At 63.0% G+C, this 21,005-nt stretch carries 19 protein-coding genes and 1 pseudogene; 5 read left to right on the top strand and 15 right to left on the bottom strand.

What is annotated here, in order from left to right:
• The first annotated feature begins 31 nt into the window (after positions 1-31).
• From ACNJYD_RS11305 to ACNJYD_RS11295, 3 genes are all read left to right on the top strand, one after another.
• Positions 32-1,297, top strand: coding sequence for a D-amino acid dehydrogenase (locus tag ACNJYD_RS11305; protein WP_439366417.1), 1,266 nt, complete (start codon positions 32-34; stop codon positions 1,295-1,297).
• 191 nt (positions 1,298-1,488) lie between these two features.
• Positions 1,489-3,072, top strand: a complete 1,584-nt coding sequence (locus ACNJYD_RS11300) for an N-acyl-D-amino-acid deacylase family protein (protein WP_439366416.1) — start codon at positions 1,489-1,491, stop codon at positions 3,070-3,072.
• Between the two features lie 35 nt (positions 3,073-3,107).
• Positions 3,108-3,266 carry a hypothetical protein gene (locus tag ACNJYD_RS11295; RefSeq protein ID WP_439366415.1) on the top strand — a complete coding sequence of 53 codons (159 nt, stop codon included), beginning with the start codon at positions 3,108-3,110 and terminating at the stop codon, positions 3,264-3,266.
• A 77-nt stretch (positions 3,267-3,343) separates the two neighbouring features.
• On the opposite strand, the gene ACNJYD_RS11290 is transcribed toward ACNJYD_RS11295, so the two are convergent.
• The gene (locus ACNJYD_RS11290; RefSeq protein ID WP_439366414.1) at positions 3,344-4,570 is read right to left on the bottom strand and encodes an aminotransferase class III-fold pyridoxal phosphate-dependent enzyme; all 1,227 of its coding nucleotides are present in this window, start codon (positions 4,568-4,570) and stop codon (positions 3,344-3,346) included.
• 170 nt (positions 4,571-4,740) lie between these two features.
• Here ACNJYD_RS11290 and ACNJYD_RS11285 point away from each other — a divergent pair.
• A pseudogene (locus tag ACNJYD_RS11285) lies at positions 4,741-5,445 on the top strand (GntR family transcriptional regulator); the annotation flags it as partial.
• Between the two features lie 109 nt (positions 5,446-5,554).
• Here the strand turns inward: ACNJYD_RS11285 and ACNJYD_RS11280 are convergent.
• The 11 genes from ACNJYD_RS11280 to otnK form a co-directional block, all read right to left on the bottom strand.
• Positions 5,555-7,231 (bottom strand): N,N-dimethylformamidase beta subunit family domain-containing protein, encoded by a 1,677-nt coding sequence (locus ACNJYD_RS11280; protein WP_439366413.1) that lies wholly within the window; start codon positions 7,229-7,231, stop codon positions 5,555-5,557.
• An 80-nt stretch (positions 7,232-7,311) separates the two neighbouring features.
• Positions 7,312-9,573 carry a N,N-dimethylformamidase beta subunit family domain-containing protein gene (locus ACNJYD_RS11275; protein ID WP_439366412.1) on the bottom strand — a complete coding sequence of 754 codons (2,262 nt, stop codon included), beginning with the start codon at positions 9,571-9,573 and terminating at the stop codon, positions 7,312-7,314.
• Positions 9,563-9,913, bottom strand: coding sequence for a hypothetical protein (locus ACNJYD_RS11270; RefSeq protein WP_172785639.1), 351 nt, complete (start codon positions 9,911-9,913; stop codon positions 9,563-9,565). Before ACNJYD_RS11270 ends, ACNJYD_RS11275 begins: the two co-directional genes overlap by 11 nt.
• A 42-nt stretch (positions 9,914-9,955) precedes the next feature.
• The gene (locus ACNJYD_RS11265) at positions 9,956-11,005 is read right to left on the bottom strand and encodes an extracellular solute-binding protein (protein WP_439367464.1); all 1,050 of its coding nucleotides are present in this window, start codon (positions 11,003-11,005) and stop codon (positions 9,956-9,958) included.
• Positions 11,006-11,057: 52 nt separating this feature from the next.
• Positions 11,058-11,852: an ABC transporter permease gene (locus tag ACNJYD_RS11260; RefSeq protein WP_439367463.1), complete on the bottom strand. Its 795-nt coding sequence runs from the start codon at positions 11,850-11,852 to the stop codon at positions 11,058-11,060.
• Positions 11,849-12,727, bottom strand: a complete 879-nt coding sequence (locus tag ACNJYD_RS11255) for an ABC transporter permease (RefSeq protein WP_439366411.1) — start codon at positions 12,725-12,727, stop codon at positions 11,849-11,851. The genes ACNJYD_RS11260 and ACNJYD_RS11255 overlap by 4 nt, the downstream gene beginning before the upstream one ends.
• Complete coding sequence (locus ACNJYD_RS11250) at positions 12,724-13,833, bottom strand: ABC transporter ATP-binding protein (protein WP_439367462.1); 1,110 nt, start codon at positions 13,831-13,833, stop codon at positions 12,724-12,726. Before ACNJYD_RS11250 ends, ACNJYD_RS11255 begins: the two co-directional genes overlap by 4 nt.
• Before the next feature lie 100 nt (positions 13,834-13,933).
• Positions 13,934-14,125, bottom strand: coding sequence for a hypothetical protein (locus tag ACNJYD_RS11245; RefSeq protein WP_439366410.1), 192 nt, complete (start codon positions 14,123-14,125; stop codon positions 13,934-13,936).
• On the bottom strand, positions 14,122-14,721 hold the full coding sequence (locus ACNJYD_RS11240; RefSeq protein WP_439366409.1) for a shikimate dehydrogenase family protein: 600 nt from the start codon (positions 14,719-14,721) through the stop codon (positions 14,122-14,124). Before ACNJYD_RS11240 ends, ACNJYD_RS11245 begins: the two co-directional genes overlap by 4 nt.
• 13 nt (positions 14,722-14,734) lie before the next feature.
• Complete coding sequence (locus ACNJYD_RS11235) at positions 14,735-15,382, bottom strand: class II aldolase/adducin family protein (protein WP_439366408.1); 648 nt, start codon at positions 15,380-15,382, stop codon at positions 14,735-14,737.
• Complete coding sequence (otnK, locus tag ACNJYD_RS11230; protein ID WP_439366407.1) at positions 15,379-16,710, bottom strand: 3-oxo-tetronate kinase; 1,332 nt, start codon at positions 16,708-16,710, stop codon at positions 15,379-15,381. The genes ACNJYD_RS11235 and otnK overlap by 4 nt, the downstream gene beginning before the upstream one ends.
• 592 nt (positions 16,711-17,302) lie before the next feature.
• Here otnK and ACNJYD_RS11225 point away from each other — a divergent pair.
• Positions 17,303-18,073 (top strand): hypothetical protein, encoded by a 771-nt coding sequence (locus ACNJYD_RS11225; RefSeq protein ID WP_439366406.1) that lies wholly within the window; start codon positions 17,303-17,305, stop codon positions 18,071-18,073.
• Positions 18,074-18,110: 37 nt separating this feature from the next.
• Here ACNJYD_RS11225 and ACNJYD_RS11220 read toward each other — a convergent pair whose 3' ends face one another.
• The 3 genes from ACNJYD_RS11220 to ACNJYD_RS11210 all read right to left on the bottom strand — a co-directional run bounded on the left by ACNJYD_RS11220 (position 18,111) and on the right by ACNJYD_RS11210 (position 20,795).
• Positions 18,111-18,647 (bottom strand): tetratricopeptide repeat protein, encoded by a 537-nt coding sequence (locus ACNJYD_RS11220; protein ID WP_135166076.1) that lies wholly within the window; start codon positions 18,645-18,647, stop codon positions 18,111-18,113.
• A gap of 81 nt (positions 18,648-18,728) precedes the next feature.
• Complete coding sequence (locus ACNJYD_RS11215) at positions 18,729-19,127, bottom strand: hypothetical protein (RefSeq protein WP_172785647.1); 399 nt, start codon at positions 19,125-19,127, stop codon at positions 18,729-18,731.
• Between the two features lie 12 nt (positions 19,128-19,139).
• Positions 19,140-20,795, bottom strand: a complete 1,656-nt coding sequence (locus tag ACNJYD_RS11210) for a type II and III secretion system protein family protein (protein WP_439366405.1) — start codon at positions 20,793-20,795, stop codon at positions 19,140-19,142.
• Between the last annotated feature and the right edge of the window lie 210 nt (positions 20,796-21,005).

Raw genomic sequence — 21,005 nt, 5'->3', positions numbered from 1 at the left:
CATCGGGCGACAGCCCAGAATGAGTCCTGCCATGAAAATCTGTGTCCTCGGCGCCGGCGTCATCGGACTGACGACGGCATGGTGCCTCAGCGAGGCCGGACATGACGTGATCATTGTCGACCGCCATGCCCAGACCGGCGCCGACGCCAGCGCCGCCAACGGCGGCCAACTGTCCTATGCCTTCGTGACCCCGCTGGCATCGCCTGCGACACTGTTGAAGCTGCCCTCGCTGCTGATCGCCAGAGGCTCGCCGATGCGTATTCGCCCCGGCCTCGATCCGCAGCTGATATCCTGGGGCGTGCGCTTCCTGCTCGCCTGCCGCTCGGCCGCCGTGCGCGACACCGTTGCCACGCAGCTCGCGCTTGCCGCCATCAGCCGGGACGAATTGACACGCCTGTCGCAGACGCTCGATCTCGCGTTTGGATTGCGAACCGCCGGCAAGCTGGTGCTGTTCCGATCGCCCAGCGAATTCGACGCCGCGCGAAGCGCCGTCACCGGCGAGGCCGGCGCTGATCATGCGCAGCAGGTGCTCACGCCAGCCGAGTGCCTCGCACTGGAGCCCGCGCTCAAGCTCGGAGCACGCGAACTCGCCGGCGGCATTTTCACCGCCTCCGAACAGGTCGGCGATTGCGCCGCGTTCTGCGCCGCGCTTGCCGACCGGCTGACGCAGCGAAACAATGTCGAGTGGCTGCTCGACACGCCTGTGACCGGACCGGTCCGGTCCGGCGGCCGTCTCGTTGGCGTGGACACCGCCAAGGGGCGCGTGCAAGCCGACCGCTTCGTTCTCTGCATGGGAGCATCCTCGAGCGCCTTTGCAAGAGCTTGCGGATTCTACCTGCCGATCTACCCGGTCAAGGGCTACAGCATCACGCTGCAGCCCGCGCGCGACGCCAGCGCGCTTCGCCACAGCGTCACCGACTTCGAACGCAAGCTGGTGTTCGCGCCGCTCGCGCGCGACCAAGGCACGGCGATCCGGGTTGCCGGGATCGCCGATCTCGACGGCAAAGATGCAAGCCTCGATCCGGGCCGTCTCGACATCCTGCGCCGCGCGGCGGCGGAAATGCTGGGGATGGCGACTGGCGGCGACGTCGAGCCATGGTGCGGGCTCCGCCCCATGACGCCCGATAGCCGGCCGATCATCGGGTGGTCGCCGCTCTCCGGGCTGTTCATCAATTCGGGCCACGGCATGCTCGGCTGGACGCTGGCCTGCGGCAGCGCCCGCCTCACCGCTGACCTGATCGACGGCAAGCCGGCGGCGATCGAAGCCGGAGCGTTTGCGGTGCGGCGCGCGGCGTGAAGGTTCTGTCAGATACGTTTTTCCTTTTCTCGCCGAGATCCCAGAACAGGTCCGCCATGAGCGCAAGGGTCGGCTGTTGGCGAGGAAGAACTTCTTGAGTGCCTGGCAGACGCTCCTCCAATGCAAATTTTGCATTGGCTGGCCGGGAGAACGCGAACTAGCCTGCTGCGCGCATGACGGAGACTTTTCAGATGAAATGCCTGCCTGCCCTTCTTGCCGCCATTTGCTTTGGTCTCGTCACGACTGCCGCTGCGTTCGCCGCCGACACGGCCGATCTCCTCATCAGCGGAGGGACGATCTACACCGGCGCCGACGAGGCGCCGTTCGTCGGCGACGTCGCGGTGAGCGGCGACAAGATCGTCTATGTCGGCCCGCATGCCGGCGCGCCGGCGGCAAAGGCCAGCATCGACGCACAGGGCATGATCGTCGCGCCCGGGTTCATCGACGTCCACACCCATCCCGAAAGCTATATCCGCTCGGGCGATGCGGCCAAGCGGCTAAATGCGCCATGGCTGACGCAGGGCGTTTCGACCATCTTCATCGGCGTCGACGGCAGGGGTACGCCCAACGTCGCGGCCGATCAGGCCGAGCTCGAGGCGCAAAAGGTCGGCACCAACATCGTCAGCTATGTCGGCTTCGGTGCGGTCCGCGAGGCGGTGCTGGGCCATGATGCCCGCGCGCCTTCGCCTGATGAACTGGAACGCATGAAGGCGCTGGTTGCCAAAGCGATGTGCGAAGGCGCCATCGGCCTTTCCGCCGGGCTGTTCTACGCGCCGCAGAGTTTTGCCAGGACCGAGGAAGTGGTGGCGGTGGCGAAGGAAGCCGCGCGCCGCGGCGGCATCTACGACACCCACCAGCGCGACGAGAGCTCGTATTCCATTGGTCTGATGAACTCCGCGAAGGAGGTGCTCCAGATTGGCCGTGAGGCGGAGATGCCGGTGCATTTTGCGCATCTGAAGGCGCTCGGCGTCGACCTGCAGGGCCAGGTGCCGGAAGTGATCGGCCTGATCGAGGCGGCGCGCGCGGCGGGCCAGAAGGTGACGGCGGATCAATATCCGTGGCTGGCGTCGAGCACGAGCCTCGATGCGGCGCTGGTGCCGCGCTGGGCGGTCGATGGCGGCTATGCGGCGATGATCAAACGTTTCGACGATGCGGCACAGATGGCGAAAATCCGCGGCGAGATGATGGAGAATTTGCGCCGCCGCGGCGGCGCGGACTCGATCCTGCTGACCAGCGTCGATCGGGAATGGACGGGAAAGCGGCTGTCGGAAATGGCCGAGGCGTGGAAGGTCGAGCCGGTCGACGCCGCGGTGCGCATCCTGCGCGCCAACCCGCGCGACTCGATCGCTTCCTTCAACATGATCGACAGCGATGTCGACCTCGTGATGAAGCAGCCGTGGGTCGTCACCGGCTCCGACGGCACCGACGGCCATCCCCGGCAATTCGCCACCTTTCCGCGCAAATACGCCGTCTACGTCAGGGAGCGCCAGGTCATCGATTTGAAGACGTTCATCCGTCAGTCCACCGGGCTGTCGGCCGACATCTTCAAGCTCGACCGCCGCGGCTATCTGCGGCCGGACTATTTCGCCGATGTCGTGGTGTTCGACCCGGCCCGCTACGCGCCGAAGGCGGATTATATGCGCCCGCGCGAGCTAACCGTCGGTGTGCTGACGCTGTTGGTCAACGGCGCGCCGGCGATCCAGGACGGCCAACTGACGACGGCGGCCAGCGGCCGCGCGCTCAAGCGCACGCCGGCGCCGGGGACTTGTCCTTAGAGACCGCCCGAGGCCTTTCAAATGACGACCGGATTATGAACGTTGTATCAAAGGAGCGCGACCCTCAGAGGTACCGGTCGCTGCGCTGCCTTACGAATGATGCGCCGCCGCTGGCCCTGAGCGTAGACCGTCGCGTCGATCAGGATCTCGGCATCTGGCACTTCGACCATGCCGCGGCCGCCATCGGCATCTAGCCGATACGGATGATCGTCAGCGATAGCGAGCATTCGTGCAACGCGCGTCCGAGCTCAGCGGGCCTGACCACGTGACATCATAGCGCCGCCACCGTTGCAAAGCCGTGCTCTGCGGCCTCGAGCGCGGCGGAGATGTCGGCCTCGGTATGGGCGGCGCAGAGGAACATGTTGTGCTTGGGGTGGAAGTAGACACCCCTTGCGAGCATCGCGCTGCAGAAGGCCGAACCTTTCCGGTAGTCCGGGTCCGCTTCAAACAAAAGCGTCGGCATTTGCACCGGTCCCGATTGACGGATCGAAAGACCGAACTGACGGGAACGCGTGTCGAGGCCATCGCGCAGCGCTTGCCCAAGCTGCGCGAGGCGGGTCGGAACATCGTCCCTGCGCACGATCTTCAATGTCGCGACGGCAGCAGCCATGGCGACGGCGCCGGCCCAGAATGAGCCCGTGACGAAGACCTGGGACGCGGCACGGCGCAGCCAATCGGCTCCGGTCACAGCCGCCAGAGCATGACCGTTGGCGATCGCCTTGCTCCAGGCCGACAAGTCGGGCCGAACACCAAGGCCTTCCCAGCTACCCGCGGTATTCAGGCGGAAGCCGGCGCGAACTTCGTCGATGAGCAGCGCGGCCCCCTTGCTGTCGCAGATGCGACGCGCCGCACGCGCGAACTCTGCGGTTGGAAGTTCCTGGTCGTACCCGAGATCGTGGCGGAACGCCGAAATCAGGATTCCGGCAAGATCATCGCCCGCCGCCCTGGCCGCCGCCTCGAGGCTCTCGACGTCGTTGAACGTGAAATATCCGAGATGGGCGCGATCCTCCGCGGTCACGCCGAGAAGCGACGGCGAGCACCACGGCACGGCACCATGATAGGCGCCCTTGGCGACGAGGATCTTTCGTCGACCCGTTGCAGCCCTTGCGATCGTGACGCACGTCGTCGTCGCATCGGTGCCGTTCTTCTGAAACTGCGTCCAATCGGCATGTCCCACCATATCGACGACAAGCTCGGCCAACTCGACCATGACTTCGGCCGGACCATTGAGGCAGTCGCCGTCGCGCCGCTGACGCTCGGCGGCTTCCTCCACCTCGGGATGGTGATGGCCAAGCAGGTTGGGACCCCAGCTGCACATGAAGTCGACGTAGCGATGACCATCGACATCCCAGAGCACGCCGCCCTCGCCGCGGCTGAAGAACTGCGGATACGTCTCCGGCAACTTGGCCGCGTGGAGATGTCCCCACATCCCGCCTGGCACGACCTTCTCGGCCCGCGCCCGCAGGGCAGCATCCCTTGTCCTGATCATCTCCGGCATGCTCTCTCTTCTCCAGTTCTGATATATCATATATTATGTTGTCGGATACAAGGGAATTGTTGCTTTGCCGGCCCGGACCCGTAGACCTCGTTATCCAAAGGCTAGGGTCCGGATCCGACCCCGTATCGGCGCGGATTGCCGAGACAGCCCAGACCTTGCGGGGACCGAGAATGGTTGACGTTGAACAGAGACATGGCGAGGGCGCTGTGGGCCCGGTGGCTCGCGACAGCCTGACAAGCCTGGTCTACAACAATCTGCGTCAGGCGCTGATGGAAGGCCGGTTCTGGCCGGGCCATCGCTTCAAGATTCGCGACCTTGCTGCGACCATGAACGTGTCGGAGACGCCCATTCGCGAAGCCCTGATGCAGCTCGTGCGCGGCCGCGCGCTCGAGATGCAAGCGGGACGCTCGATCATGGTCGCCCACATGACCGCCAAGCAATATATCGAGCTCAGGACCGTCAGGCTGTTTCTCGAGGGACTTGCCGCCGAGCACGCAACCACGCGCATCTCGGACGCCGATATCGACAGGATGGAGGCCACTCACCGCGAGCTGATCAGCGCGGAGAAAGAGCACAGATGGTCCGACGCGGTTCGCGCCAACTGGCAATTCCACCGCGGTCTCTATGATGGATCGGGGCTTCCCGAAGTACTCGCCATCCTCGACGATATCTGGATGCGGAACGGACCCTTGTTGAATTTCCATTATCCGCACGCCCCCCCAACCTATCCAAACGAACATCAGCACCTGTCCGTTCTCAAGAATCTGCGGCAGCGCCGGCCGGACAAGGTTCGCGAGTCGATCCAGGCGGACATGATGGAGGGCGGCCAGAATCTCGTCCGGTTGCTGGAAAAGCATGGCGGCACGCGCTTCATGACTCCAGAGACCGCCATCGACGAAGACGTCGAGATCGAAGCGACGAAGACACGCGCTGCACCACCTGCCAAGGCAGCACGCGCGAAATCCAGGCGTCGCTGAAAGTTGCTCACGCGGAACGGGGCGCAGTGAACCGATCGAGGATGTTGCGGGTGATCCGCTGCGTGTACGGATCGCCGCGCTTCAGCCCCATCACCCATTCGCAGGTCGCGGCTGTCAGCACCTCGCCCTTGCCGCGGGTCATGTGCACCATCATGCCAGAGCCATATTTGTAGCGGGCCAGACCCTCGGGCGTGACCTCACCGTTGATGCACTCCACCAGACCTTCGTGGTCGCTATTGCGGATGTAATAGCGGAAGCCCTCACCCTGCGGCTCGTCTTCGGCCAGGACGGCCGGCGCCATCGCCAGAATCTGAATGGTCTCGGGTTGCCCCTCGGCCGGGACTGGAAACGGAAGCCCGTTGCGGAACGTGTAATCCAGCCCGTCGACCTCGTAGGCAAAGATGTGCTGCTTGTCGCCGAAGATGTCGGCATAGTGCAGTCCCGTGCCGGCAAATGCCCAATGCTCGGGGCGATAGACGGTAAAGCCTCGTTGGCCGTTCGGCGCGAATCCGCCCCAGGACGCGTAGAGGCCGTGCGCACCGTTCACGCCGACCGTCGAGGCGCCGGGCCAACGGACGTTGCGATCTTCCCAGGCAGACGTCATCAGACGCGCGCGGTCCGTGCCGACGATCGGGTCCTTGTGGACCGCTTTGAACTTGTAGCAGACTTGGCGCTTGCCATCGTCCTCGAGCCGGATCTGCCACAGGAAGTTCGCGCCAAAGCGCGCGAGCCGCCCGCCGCCCTCCACATAGCGCTCGATCGCCTCGCGCATCTCCCATGTCCAGTACTCGTCATGGCCGATGATGGTGACGCAAGGGTAGGCGTCGAGCAGCTCGGGCCGGTACTGGAGGTCGGTCTGGGTGATCATGTCGAGGGCGTAGCCTTCCTTCTGCGCCCAGAGCACGAAATGCCGATCGAACTGGGCCCAGCCCGCTGCCGCGTAATATTGGCCAAAGCCGTTGGAGAACGCCCACTCCTTCATCTGGTAGCGTGGCGCGTCGCCCATCTCGGGCGCGGGATTGGCGCAGATGCGCGGTGCGCCGGGCGGCAGCCAGACCATGCCGCGCGTCCATGGCCGCTGCAGTGACAACACCGGCGACGGCTCGTCCCTGTCAGGACCTTCGACGCCGAAATAATGATTGGCACCGCCGAAATCATTGTAGGCGGTCCAGGTGCCCGTCGGCAGGATCATCAGTATCTTCGCGCGCCGCGTTGTCTCGGTCGGGCGCACGACGAAGAAATGATGCTGGACGAAGCGGGCCCCGTTCGCTCGCTCGCACGACGAGACCACGCGATAGAAGCCCGAGCGCAGATCGGGCGGCAACGTCCAGCGATGAGCGACGGGCCAGTTGCAGCCGTTGCGATAGGCATCGGACGGCGTAGCCGCGAACACGCCGTCAAGCGCATCGACCTCATGCACCATCTCGGGCTCGAGACCGTCGCGATAGATCTGCAACCGCCAGGCCTTTGCGGTCGCGGAGGAGCGAAAGACGACTTCGTCTCCCGGGTCGTAAGACATCGCATCGGTGTAGGTGTAGACTTCCGCGACGGCGGGATCGCCGCGCGGAGCCTCATACCAGGGCTGGCTGGCCCAGTGCTCGTCCGCATGCATCGGGCGCGCCTTCCGGGGAGCGACGTTGAAGGATCCCAATTCCGGCGGGTGAAACTCAGGCTTGTCCGACATGACAGCCTCCCTGGTTCGAGAAGTCATCTCTGGCGACGAGATGGCAATTTTGCATGTTGGGCCGAAATCGAGGCCGCAGTCTAGGCTTTGGCAGGCATGACGAACGGCCTTGGATCGAGAAAGCGATTCACGACGTTCAACGTGATGGTGCTGATGTTGTTGTCGTAATTGTTGTGACCCAACGACATGCCGTAGGTGATCGATCCCGTCGCAAAGACGGCGCCGCCATGGGCGGTCTCGAAGAACACCATGTCGGCGCGCACCAGCGCATTCTGCGTGCCGTCGAGTCCGTCGACCACGGTGCGAAACTCCTCCGGCGTGGGCAGCGCGCCCGCGCCCAATCCTTCCGACGTCGCGATCCGCAGCGCATGCGGCGGCGTACCGAGCTCGAGATCGTACCGGTCGATCTCGCTGCCGACGGCACCATTGTAGCGAAATCCAAAATCACCGAACTTCTCGTGACGGCCCGTGCCCTCGAAGATGAACGCGACGCGCGCATCGTCGCTTTCGGCGGTGCGCAGATAGTAGCCGCAGGTATCGTTGATCATGGCCGAGAACCCGACGCCGACCAGCTTTTGCGGCGCAAAGCCCGAATGCCGCCACAGCGAGCCCGGCTCGCCGGTGCCGGCAAGATGCACTTCGCCCGGCTCCGATTCCCAGGTGCGCGTTCCGGCCATGCCGCGGCGAACCTCCAGCGCGGCTGGCGCGGCCGGGTGAAAGCCGCAGCGCCAGTAGAATGCGTTGCCTCCCATCGAGATATGCCGCCCGCCGGCGTTCTGATACGCCATGATCGCGTTCATCATGTTGAAGCTGTAATATTCGGGATGGGTCGGCGTCATCATGACCCGGTAAGGGGCGAGCGCCCGCGCTCCTTCCCGGTCAAGCTCGACATCCGTGATCAGATCGTAGGCGATCCCCTTCTCCTCGAGCCAGTCGAGGATGTGGGTGTCGTTGATCAAATTGAACCAGTAGCCGCGCGGACGCATGTTGAGGATGGGCCGCAGCCAGGAGCTGTACGCCCGCCCCGAGCCGTCGACATGGCAATCGTAGGTCGACTGGCCGATCTCCGGGTTCTCCTGCATGAAGACGTCATCTTGCGGCAGCCACAGAACGTGCTCCATCAGCGTTTCGAAGTGAACCTGATAGAGACGCAGCGCGCTGTTGGCATAAGCCAGATATGTCGCGACCGAAGCGACCACGACGAGATCCGCGCGTCTGGACGCCTTGCCCGGCGTCACGAAGAAGGTGACGTAGCTTTCGCAGTCCCGGTCGGGATTGTCGCCACCTGACGTCAGCCGGAGCGCATAGACTCCGGATCGCCAGTGGGCCGGCACATCGAGCGTGCAAGTTGTCTGCCACTCGCAATCGTAGATGTCGTCGCTGTGGAAATGAATCGCCGCATATTCCTGCGGCGACAGCCGCCAGTCGTGGACGGAGCCAGACCAGTGAAAGCCGGTGACGCCCCTGCGGGGCAACTGGCGGAGGCTGCCATGCAGGCCGTTCGGCGAAAGGTCCTTGATCGACAGCGACGAGATTCCGTTCGAGAAATCCCAGAAGGCGACAAGCCCGGCATCGCTTGCCCCCGTCCGCTGCCGGCCGTCGAATACCCGCAGCGCCTCTGCGTCCAACGGACACGAAAAGACGCGCGGAGCTTCGATCTTGCCGTCAAAGTGCGAGGTATATTGGCGATCCCCATTCGCGTGATGGGCCGCGATCAGGAACGCCAGGCCGGAATCGAGCGCGGGCGCTTGCGGCAGCGCGAACGATTTCGAATAGGCAGCAGACGGCCGAACGCCGTCTGCCGGAACAATCAGCGACAAGGAGGCCGATCCCCGCGCAAGGTCAAGCGCGCACGATACGAATGCCCAGACGCGCTGCCGTAGCTTGACGTCGAGGCCAAAACGCGCCGGCGTACCGCTCACCTGGCCCAGCACCAGGACCAGTTGCCCCTCCTCGTCGAGCTCGAGCGCACAGCCGCGCGCCGAACGCTCGCACCAATTTCCCATCAAGGCCTTGGCATTGTCCGCGATCCGCGTCGGGTACACATAGGCTCCGAAACACCAATGCGCGCCGGTCGGGACCAGTGCACCGTCGTGGTCAATGACGGCATTGGATCCCGGGCGGATCGGTTGGTCGAGGCAGGCATGCTCACCGTCAATGGGGCTCGTCACTACCTCATATTTGAAGCCCGGGCCGTTGGTGTCGACATCGCCGCAGCGCAGCCTGAGCACCTCGACCTTCACGCTCGGGCGCTTGCTGCTGAGCTGGAATCTGACGGCCTCGCCTGCCGGGACACTGATGCGATCCGGATAGCCGAGATACTCGTTGGTCTTATAGATCACCGGAAATCTCCGCAGGCAGCGTCGTTCCCGTCATCTCTTGCCAGCGCAGCTTGAAGACATGCCACTCCGCTTCAACAAGTGAGGTGAAGACGCGATCATCGACGAAAGGCATCGGATCGCCCCGACGCTTGGGGATGCGCGACAGCCGCCAAGCCTTGCCAGGCTCGAGCACGATCAGAACAAGCCGCCCTTCCGGCTTGCCCCATCGCATCCGCGCCAACAGCTTGCGAAGTTCCGGACTATGCACGCCGAGCGGACTTGCGCGGAACTCCTTGACGAGATCGAGCCTTCCTGGATCGATCACGTAGCGCAGCGCGCCGGGGTCACTGGTGTGATCCATGGTCGGTCCTCACTTACAAGCGCAAATGGCAGCTAATGCGGTTTAACGCGTCAGCCAGGCCATCCACCGCTCCCGCAGTTCGTTACGATGTTCGCCGATCCAGGCGAAATCGGGCTTGACCAGCTTTTCGTAGTTCTCCGGCGAGGTCGCGTAGAGATTGCGCTCCTCCGGCTTCAACAGCTCGATGGCCGACTTGCTGGCCGTCGCATAGTTGACAGCGCGCATGAACGGCACGTGCGCGTCGGAGCTTGCATAGAAGAAGTCGAGATAGGCCATGGCGGCATTGAGGTCAGGCGCACCCTTGAGAACAGCCATGTAACCGGTGTCGCGAATGGCCTGGTCCCAAGACATCGCAACCGGTACGCCCTCCTTCACAACGGCGAGCGCGCGGCCTGAATAGCTCATGGCCATGACGACCTCGCGGCCGCGCATGATCTGCTGCACCTGGTCGCCTGTCTTCCACCACACCGCGACATTGGGACGGATCTCGTCCAGCTTCTTGTAGGCGCGATTGATGTCCAGCGGGAAAAGCTGGTCCGGCTTGACCCCGTCGGCGAGGAGCGCGGCGACCGGAACCCACCAATCGCTGTCGCCGGTGTCTGGCAGCCCGCGCGGCCCGGGAAACTGCTTGACGTCCCAGAAGTCGGCCCATGTCTTGGGCGCCTTGTTCTTGAACGTTTCGGTATTGTAGGTGATCAGCATGCCGCCGGTCGTGCGAGCAACGCCGTAGGGCTGACAGGCGTCGGAGACGCCGAACTTCTGGACGCTGGGCAGTTTCGCACAGTCGATCTTCTCGAGCATGTCGGTGCGTCCGACCAGGTCGGGACCCGTCGCCGTGACGATGTCGAACTCCACCTTGCCGGTTCGCTGCATCGCCTTGGCGCGCGCCCACTGGTCGGGGACCTCGATCGCGACCGGGACGATTTCGACATTCTTGGCCTTGTTGAAGGGATCGTAGAAATATTTCGCGAGGGTGTTGCCCATCAGGCCACCGGTCGTGGCAATCACCAATTGGTCTTCCAGTTTTTGAGCGGCAGCCGGCAACGCTCCACAAAGAATCAAACCAAGCACGACAGCTGCCGAATTCCACATCCAACCTGTTTTCAGCATCGACGATCTCCTCTCTCTGGTTCTCACTGGCTCGCTATCGGGTGACGCTGCGGGATCGGAGGACATGGGCCCCCAGCAGAATCAAAATGGATAGGACGATCAGCAGTGTCGCGATCGCGGGAATCACCGGCGTCAGGTTCTGCTCGATGTCCTCGAACATTCGGCGCGGCAGCGTCTTCTGGCGCACACCGGACAGAAAGAACGACACCACCGGCTCGTCGAAGGAGATGATGAAGGCAAACAGCACACTGCTGGCGAGACTCGGCAGGACGAGTGGCAGCGTGACCAGGCGAAAGGCCTGGAAGCGTGTCGCGCCGCAGCTCATGGCGGCCGCCTCCAGATTGGCATCGACCTTTCCCAACGCGGCGGCCATCGTGAAAACGACGAACGGCAAGGTGAGCACCGTATGCGCCAGCACGAAGCCTGGAATGGTTCCGGAGAGACCGATCGTCTGAAAAAACAGATAGAGGCCGACGGCGAGCGCGATATGCGGCACAATGACCGGCCCGATCAAAAGGATCTGGAAAGCCGTGACCAGCCGGCTGCGGCCGCGGATCATTGCATAGGTCGCGGCTGTGCCGATGACCGACGCGAAAAGAGCGGTCAGCAAGGCGACCTGCACGCTGAGCCAGGTGGCGGCACGCCATTGCCTGCTGTCAAAATATTCCGCGTACCATTTCAGCGTGAAGCCGGACGGCGGAAATGCCAGATAGTCGTTCTGGCTGAACGACATTGGAATGACGATGACGAGAGGCACGATGATGAAGGCCAGCACGGCATAGACATAGGCCCCCAGCGCAAGCGATCCGCGGTCGGTCGGCGGTTTCACGAGGCATTCCCCATCAGCCGGTCGAACCGCAACGTCTTGCTGAAGACGATCGCCAGCAGCGTCACGAATACGGTCAGTACCCCGACCAGCGCCGCAGCGAAGGGCCAATCGAGCACCTCACGGATCTGCTTCGAAACGAGCGTCGAGATCATCATCTCCTGCGGCGAGCCAAGCAGGGCGGGCGTGATGAAAAAGCCGATCGCCGTGAGAAACACGAGCAGCGAACCGGAGACGACGCCCGGCAGGCTCAAGGGAAGGATGACTTCCAGAAAGGCCCGCAGGCGCGTCGCGCCGAGCACGGCGGCCGCACGCCCATAGTCGTTCGGAATGCTGCGCAATGCGCCGTAGATCGGCAGGATCATGAACGGCAAGAGCACGTGGGTCATGGCGATGACGACGGCGCTCTGGGTGTAAAGCAGCTTGAACGGCTGTGACGTCAGACCGAGAGACATCAACGCCGAATTGATCAGCCCGTTGCGCTGGAACAGGAATGACCAGGCGGCGGTGCGCACCAGGACGCTCGACCAGAGCGGCAGGATGACACAGACCGCGACAAGGGCGGCGACCGTTCCCTTCGCCCGGCTCATGTAATAGGCGACCGGGAAGCCGAGGATCACCGACAAGGCGGTCACCAGCGTTGCGGTCCAGAGCGTGCGCATCAGGACGCGCATGTGAACCGGATTTTCGACGACGCGCGCGTAATTATCCAAGGTCGGATGCGGCTCGAGGATGCTGATCACCAGGAGCTGCAGGATCGGATAGACGAAGACGAAGGCGATGATGGCGAAGAACGGCAGGAGCAGCAGCAACGTCGACAGGCCGCTCAGCCGGCGGCCGTCGGAATGCCAGAAATGCGATCGCCTCGCCTCCGTCATCGCCGCTTTCCCCGGTAGAGCAGCATCGCCTCAGTAGGGATAGTGAAGGTCGCAACGTCACCCGGGGCCAGGGAGCTGAGCTGCGAGGCGCCGGGGATTCGCGCGCGCATCTCGGTGCCGTCAGGCAGACGTCCGATCAGAAGCAGGGCTGCCCCGGCATAGACGATGTCGCTCAGCGTCACAGTGATGACTTGCCCGGCGGGATTGGCGCCGAGTTGCAGCCGCTCGGGCCTCACGGCCAGCACCGCTGCCTCGCCGGCCGCAACTGGCTCAACGGCCGCCGTGGCCGGCAGGCGCCATGTTTCACCCCCGGGCAGCGCCACAGAGATGCCGTCGCCGACGCTTTGGACGGCAACGTCGACGAAATTCATCTCGCCGATGAAGCCGGCGGTGAAGAGATTCGCGGGCCTTTCGTAAAGCTGGCGCGCCGGCCCGATCTGCTGGATCTTGCCATCCCTCAGGACGGCGATCCGGTCGGCCATGGTCAGCGCCTCGCTTTGGTCGTGGGTGACGAAGATGACGGTGATGCCAAGCTCGGCGTGCAATCGCTTGATCTCGAGCTGCATGTCTTCGCGCAGATTCTTGTCGAGCGCACTGAGCGGCTCATCCATCAGGAGGACGCGCGGCTGATAGACGATCGCACGCGCGAGCGCCACGCGCTGCTGCTGACCGCCGGAAAGCTCATTCGGACGACGGTGGCCATAGCCTGCCAGACGCACGGTTGCGAGCGCGGCTTCGGCGCGCGCGTGACGTTCGGCCGTCCGGAGACCGCGCATCTTCAAGGGAAAGGCGACATTGTCGAGAATCGACATGTGCGGGAACAGCGTATAGTTCTGGAACACCATTCCCAGATTGCGTCTGTTCGAAGGAACATAGGTCAGGTCTTCGGAATCGACGTGAATGGTGCCGCTGGTCGGGAATTCGAATCCCGCAACGCTCATCAGGATCGTCGTCTTTCCGGAGCCGCTGGGTCCGAGCAGGGCGATGAACTCACCGGCAGCAATATCGATATCGACGCCATCGACGGCGGACACGGCACCGAAGCGCTTCTCCAAGCGACTGATGCGGATCGATGCGCCCGACGCCGATTGCCTGGCCGATGCAATATTCACGAAGCCTCGCTTCCCTTTCGCCTGCCCTCGGGCGGCCCTTGCACCCAATCCAAAGCCGCCCCAGCGACTTCGATATAATATTTGATATATCAGGCTATCGCGCGATGAACCCTGCGACAAGGGCCATCTGCGCGTCGAGCATAGGCTTTCCGCCGACGACCTTTGCGCCCTGCGCAGCCGCCCTTGCAAGAAGGCGGGTTACTGCTGGATTGACGATAATGTCGCTGACGGTGGCGCCGGGACCGACACCTTCGATGTCGAGCGGAAGTGGATCATCCGGCTTCATGCCGAGCGGCGTCGTATTGACGATGAGATCGATGCGCGCGCCTCCGCGCGGCCGGCGCTGACCTTCGTGGCGGGATAATGCGCCGCCACGGCAGCCGCAAGCGCACGAGCTTTCTCCTCATCCCGGTTCATGATCGTGAGTTCGCGCGCCCCGGCCTCCGCCAGGCCGAATGCAGTGGCGCGTCCCGCGCCACCGGCACCGACCTGGAGCACTTTCCGATCGCGCACCGCAATTTCATGCTGCGCGAGGCTGGCGATGAATCCCCTCGCATCCAGATTGTCGCCGACGAGGCGCCCTTCCGCCGTCCGCTTCACGAAATTGACCGCGCCAATCAGTCGCGCCGTCGGCGTGATCTCATCGAGATGCTCGATCACGCCGGTCTTGTGCGGGATCGTGACGCCGAAGCCGAAGACGTTGCGCATGAGCCTGATGCTTGCGGCGATCTGGCCGAGATCGCCGGGCAGGACATGGATCGGCGACACCGCCACATCCTCGCCGATCGATCCGAAATAGGCATTCATGACCGCACTCGCCCGCACATGATCGATCGGGTCGGCGAGCACAAACATGATCTTGGTCTTGCCGGTGATCTCCATGGACTAGTCCTTCTCAGGCCGGCAGAGCAGCGCGGCCGTAACTGCCATAGCGTTCGACCACCCGCGCCATTTCGTCGTCGGCAAGGATCGCGGGTGCGCCGGCCTGACAGGCGAGCAGATACTGCCGGGCAAGGGTTTCGAGCTTCACGGTGAGGTCGAAGGCCGCCTGCAGCCCTTTGCCGACGGCAATCATCCCGTGGTTCGCGAGCAGGCAGGCCTTGCGTTGTTTCAGCGCCGCGACGGCGCCGTCGGCGAGAGCCCTGGTGCCGAACGTGGCGTAGGGTGCGCAAGGCACATCGTTGCCACCAAAACTGGCGACCATGTAGTGGAATGCCGGGATTGGCTTTGCGAGGCAGGACAGCGCGACGCAGCAATCGGCATGGGTGTGCACCACCGCGTTCACTTGCGGATAGGCGTTGAGGATCGCCAGATGCATGTGCCATTCACTGGAGGGCAAGCCGTCTCCAACCACCGTTCCGTCGCGCTTCAAATGGACGAGACCGTCGATGGTGGTGTTGCCGCTATTGCCGCCGGTCGGCGTGATGAGAATGTCTTCTCCGATGCGAGTGCTGACATTTCCGCTGCTGCCGTGATTGAAGCCCTTGGCCTCGAGGCGGGCCACGATATCCAGCACGGATTGCCTGAGTTCGCGTTCGTTCAATTGGCTCCCTCCGGATTCAACATTGCTTCGAGCGTCGTCGCGAACAGATCAACGGGGCCCAGCTTGCCGGACTTGAGACAAAGGGCCAACGGATCCTCGTCTTCAGTCACCGCGGTGCCGATGCCGGGTCCGCCATAGGGACCGACCCGCAAACGTCGAATGCCGAGCTGCTCGACGATCGCACCAGAGGTCTCGCCACCGGCCACGACGAAGCGCCGTACGCCGACACTGCGAAGAGAGACAGCGAGTCGACCAAGAATGGCTTCGGCGAGCTTCGCCGCGCCTTCACGACCGTATCGCTCCTGAGCCATCTTGACGGCCTCGGGCGTGTCCGAAGTGGCGAAGCCGATAGGACCGTTCCGCAGCCGCGGCCGCGCCCAGTCGAGCGCGTCGCCAACCGTCGCCGCCGCATCTTCAGCGTTCAGAAGATTGATGCGAAGCAAGGGATGGCTCTTCTCGAATTCAGCAAGTTGCTCCAACGTCCGCTCGGCGCAACTCCCGGCGAGAACCACGCCGCCGCCACCAACCGCGCGCAAACTGGGCGGTCTCCTGGCCGCGGCGATGAGCCCCCGCGCCTTCCAGATGTCCGGGTAGTGCTGCACGATCGTCGCATTGCCTGTCATCAGCTTCCAATCACAGGTGAGCGTGGCAAGCGTATCGAGATCCCGATCGTAGATCGTGTCCGCAATGAAGTAGCGGATACCCCGAGCCGCCGCTTCCGCGATCGCGCGACCGGCCGAGTCCGCGCCGGCGTTGACCTGCGAATGCGCCAGAAGGCCGACCTTGGCCCGCGTTTGACGCTGCAGAACCCGGACCAGATCGGGATCGGTCATCGGCGTCAGCGGATCATTGCGTTTCGGCGAGTCCGAGATCAGCTCGGTGCCGAGAAAGAGATGACCGTTGTAGACACTCCTTCGAAGGGCGGGAGAAGCCGGGCAAAAGGCGGTGTATTCGGCGCCGGTCAGCTGCATCAGCAGATCGGAGACGGGGCCGATATTCCCCTGGTCGGTGGAATCGAACGTCGCACAATATTTGAAGAAGATTTGCCTCGCGCCCCGCGCAAGCAGCGCCCGTGCCGCCTTCGCCGTCATGCTGACGGCTTCGCTCGCGGGGATCACCCGCGTCTTCTGCGCGACCACGATAGCCGGCACATCGCCGCAGCCGCGAACCAGATCGGGGTCGGTGACAAATCCGCATTCGATGCCGGCAGCGACCAGCATCGCGGCCGTTTCCATGCCGCCGGTCAAATCGTCCGCCACCACCCCGAAGATAAGCTTCGTCATGCGTCCCGCAGATCTCGAGCAGATAGTCTGCGAACGTTGATACATGATATATCAAATATTGGCAAGACTTCCCGAGGTAAAGGTCCCGGAGTGCGGCTGGCAAGATGGCGGAGAGCGAGAGTCGAACCGACGTGTCGCGACCACAGACTTCGGACATGTGAGACCGCGCCGGCTCTCGTCCGCCGCCTGTGCACACACCGCCTCTAACGACGAGCACGTGATCGATCTGCTCAATCGGAAGGGGCGAAAATGATGAAACGAAGGAAGATTCGCACGGCAATCTGGCCGCGGGAAAGGTCGCACGAGAGCCGTTTCGGGCTCGGCAGTTCTTCCCGCGATTTATTGAATAAGACCGCTTTCGCGATGGTGGGCGCACCAGGGCTCGAACCTGGGACTCGCTGATTAGGAGGCAGCCTCGGGTTGAGAACAATCAATGAACTTACTGGTCGCAGCATCCGCGGGGGTGGGGTGAACCCTGGCATCTAGTTGGCGGCCTATCTCTTGAAACTACTCTTAGAGCAGCTCACGGGGCGGTTTGGAGCCTTTTCCGTTCCGATTGATCGAGTCCTCGGGTACCCTATTCGAGCTGCGTCGGCGGAACTGCTGAAGTTGATGGATGGCTCCATGGAGAGCGGAGATGGGTCGGCTCGATAAGCAGATGGATCCCTTCCACCCTGCCGCTCGTCTGACAACGGCGGATCGCGTCCCCGAGAATCGAGGGCTTGAGCAAGTCGACACGGCGTCGGTCGTTGATCCAGCCCGAGAGCAAGCCGCCTCGTCGCCCGCGCATTTTGGGCCGCGCCAGGCGGCGACCGGCGTAACGGGATCTCCCAATTGGATCGACCGAGCACGTCGCATCTGGCGGCGCCATCTCCAGCGCGATCAACTCCCCCGGACGACCGGAGGGTCGATGGGAAACTTCGAGCGGTGGTTGATCGCACTGCTGAGCGTCGGCTTCGTCGTGAGTTGCGTTTGCGCGATCATTGTCATCATGCAGGTCAACGCGCGCAAATTGGAGATCGCAACGCTGCAACGTGATATCATCGCGCTCAAGTTACGCGTAGCCAGGCTCGATCAGATCGCAAGCGCCAATGAGATCCGCGAAAAGGCAAGCAGTGGAACACCCAGGCCGCCGTTGGAGACCCAATCTGACCAGGCCCCGATTGTCCTGTCACGTGAAGAGATTCAGCTTATCCGAGACTATATCAAGCCTGCACCAGTTGCGGGCCCCGCGACTGAGACGATAAGGGTCGGCGATCCCGTCGTGGGAGAAACCGTTCCCTTTCCCTCTCCGATCACGGAGAAGGTGCGGAAACTGCTCGGCGCAAGATTTACCATTCGCAATGGCGTTGTTGTCATCGTCCGCAGCGGCAGCCGTCACGCTGATGCTGTGATCGGGCCAAATTGACGAGAACTGGCCGCGATCGCAGTAGCCGATCGCCCTCTTAAGGCTGGTTGTTTGGTGGTCTTTCAATGAAGCGCCGGCTGCCATTGAGAAGCTCGAGGTTATTGGCGATGACCGGGTTGCCTGGATCGAGCGAATAGGCCTTCTCAAACTTTCGGCGCGCCGCACTCAGATTGCCGCGCAGCATGTACGAATATCCCTGGTCATTTAGGACTTGCACAGTTTCGCCGCCGAGCCGGATCGCTCGGGCATAGGCCTGGTCAGCAAGGTCGAAACGACGCAGCTTGTCGTAGCTCGCCGCAAGTCCAATCCAAGCCGTGACGTCCTTGGGTGATTTCTCGACGGCGTCCTTGAAATAGCGCTGTGAGAGTCCGTAACTGCCGCGATTGTAATGCTCCAGGCCCAGCCGCACGGGCTCGTCCGACGGGTAGTACTTGACGTCGGTCGGCTCCTGCACGGGGTCTCCGCCCGGTGGCTCGACCGGAGCCACGATGGCAGCCTCCCGCGTGGTATAGTCACAAGCAGCAAGGCCTGGCGCCAGCCAGCAACAGGTCAGCAGTAAAATGGCACGTCGCATAATTTTGTCCCCGCCCGGCCCAGCGGACTCACTGCACCGCACTCAAAATATCCCATCGCCCAACTCAATTACCTGAAGCCGCTACCTGCCCTCTGCCCGGCCGACTGGCACCGATACTCCCGCCGATGCTCCCGCACCCAATCCAGTTACGTTGACATTCTGCGTGACCGGAGGCCGCTGGCCCATGAGTTTCGTCGGATCGCCCATGTCGGGAAGCTGATCCACCGGCTGTTGCTGGTTGCCGTAACGCGTCACCGCGGAGCCGACGCGTCGAGCATCGTATGCGATCCGGCGATCGCCGACGTATCGCGGCCATGGATGGATTGTATGGGTGACGGCGTTGACCTCCTTGGCATTGCCGGCACTCATCGTGATGGTGTCGGAACGCTGAAAGTAGCGATCCACCTCGTCATGACCGGCGACGCCGTAACATCCCCCGAGGAGGAAGGGCGCAAACAGAGCCAGATACCTGATCGTCATCTCGCGCGTCCTCTAGTTTAGAGTTTTGACGACCGTCTGATCGGCACTCGCGGCCGGGACGACGACGGGGGCCCTGAGTTCAGGCGCGATGATGTGGCCATACGGTCCCTTCACCTCGCCTCCGGAGTTGACGTAGTCATGGTAACGCTTGCGGACTTCCATCTGGCCATTGAGGAAGAAATCAACGTCATTGGCCGGAAGGCGGGAGTCGAGCGGCGACGCCAGTTGCTGACCGGGTGCGGCCGGCGCGACCAGGCGTGGCGTCACGATGATGACGAGATCGGTTTCCTCCTGCTGGTACGACTTGCTGCTGAACAGGGCTCCAAGCACGGGCACCGAGCCGATCCAGGGCAATTGCGAAATGTCCTGACGGTTGCGGGTTTGCAGCAGGCCGGCGATTGCAAAGCTCTGGCCGTCGCGCAGCTCGACCGTCGTGCGCGCGTCGCGGCGGGTCAATGCTGGAACAGTCGTCCCCTGGATCGTCACCGCATTGGTGAAATCAAGCTCGCTGACCGACGGCTCGACGCGAAGATTGATCACACCGCGCGATAGCACGGTTGGCACGAAAGCCAGTTCGACGCCGAACTTCTTGTAGTCGATCGTGATGGTCGGAAAGCCGTTCGTCGTCTGGGTCGGTATGGGCACTGGAAACTCACCGCCAGCCAGGAAGCGGGCGGCATCGCCGGAAAGCGTGGTCAAGTTTGGCTCGGCCAGTCGGCGGGCCAATCCCTTGGTTTCCAGCGCGGAGATCAACAAATCCACCGAGCCGCCATTGCTGGTTCGAATGAGACTGGTCAACAGACTTCCGAACGGTGCCGGCGCGACCCCCCCTGCAGTCCCGGCAAGCGTCCCCAGAGTTCCGAGGATCGGAAGACTACCCGTCGGCGGAGCGCCGACAGCTCCTCCCCCGGCACCGAGAGGACCGTTGGCGGTATTGATTCCGCCAATCGGTGCTCGACCGGCGCGTGTCACACCGCCCAGCCCGCTGTTGCCAACGTTCGTCCCATTGGCATTCGCCGCATAGAGATTGACGCCCAAGTTGCGTCCAGCCTCCCGGCTCACCTCGAGAAAGCGCACCTCGAGCATCACCTGTTGCGGCGCCGCGACGCTCATCGCGTTAACGACGACGCCCCCTTTCGCGACCGTACTGGTGGCGATCGCCATGGCCCGCTCGGCGGTAACCGCGTCGGCTGCGGTCCCGCTGAGCACCACCTGTCCCTCGGAAGCCGACACGCGAATACCTTGGCCACCGGTGCTGGTCCGGATGTTCTGCTGTAGATTTCCGGTATCGATCACGACCTCGACGTCGAGGATCCCGATCTGCTTCATCGATGAATCAAATAGTATGACGTTTGTTGTGCCGGTCTGCTTGCCCTGCACGTAAATGAGGTGATCGCTGAGCGATTTCACGTCCACAATATCAGGCGAGCCGGCCACGATGGTTGCGAAAGCAGTATCGACCTTGAAGGTGCGTGACTTGTTGACGACGAGCTTGACCCGCTGGACGTCGTTCATTTCGCTGACGAAGACGCCGCCGGAGGACCCCCGCCGGTCTGCAGCCGTCGCGCGGTCAGGGGTCGCAAAGGAGGCGAGCGCCGCACCAAGACCCATCACGCCAAAGGCGAGAAGCCTCCCTGCAGCCCTACCCGAAACGCGATCACCACCCATTCGAGTCCCCCCACTGTAATCCGCGGCCATCCCCGCAAATCTACGTGCTCGATGCCCTCAACAATTCTCCTCCGCGTACCACGTCGCAGAGCTTACGATCTGTCCCACTACAATTCGTTACTACGTGCTTCCAAGATCATCGTCCTTCATGCAGGCAGCTTGCAAGACGAGATACTTACCGCACAGCCGCAAGCAGAAAGAAAACCCTGC

This window comes from Bradyrhizobium sp. SPXBL-02 (genome assembly GCF_051853065.1).
Lineage (GTDB): Bacteria > Pseudomonadota > Alphaproteobacteria > Rhizobiales > Xanthobacteraceae > Bradyrhizobium.
Note: the sequence above shows the minus strand (reverse complement) of the source record. Positions and strands in the feature narration are given on the sequence as shown.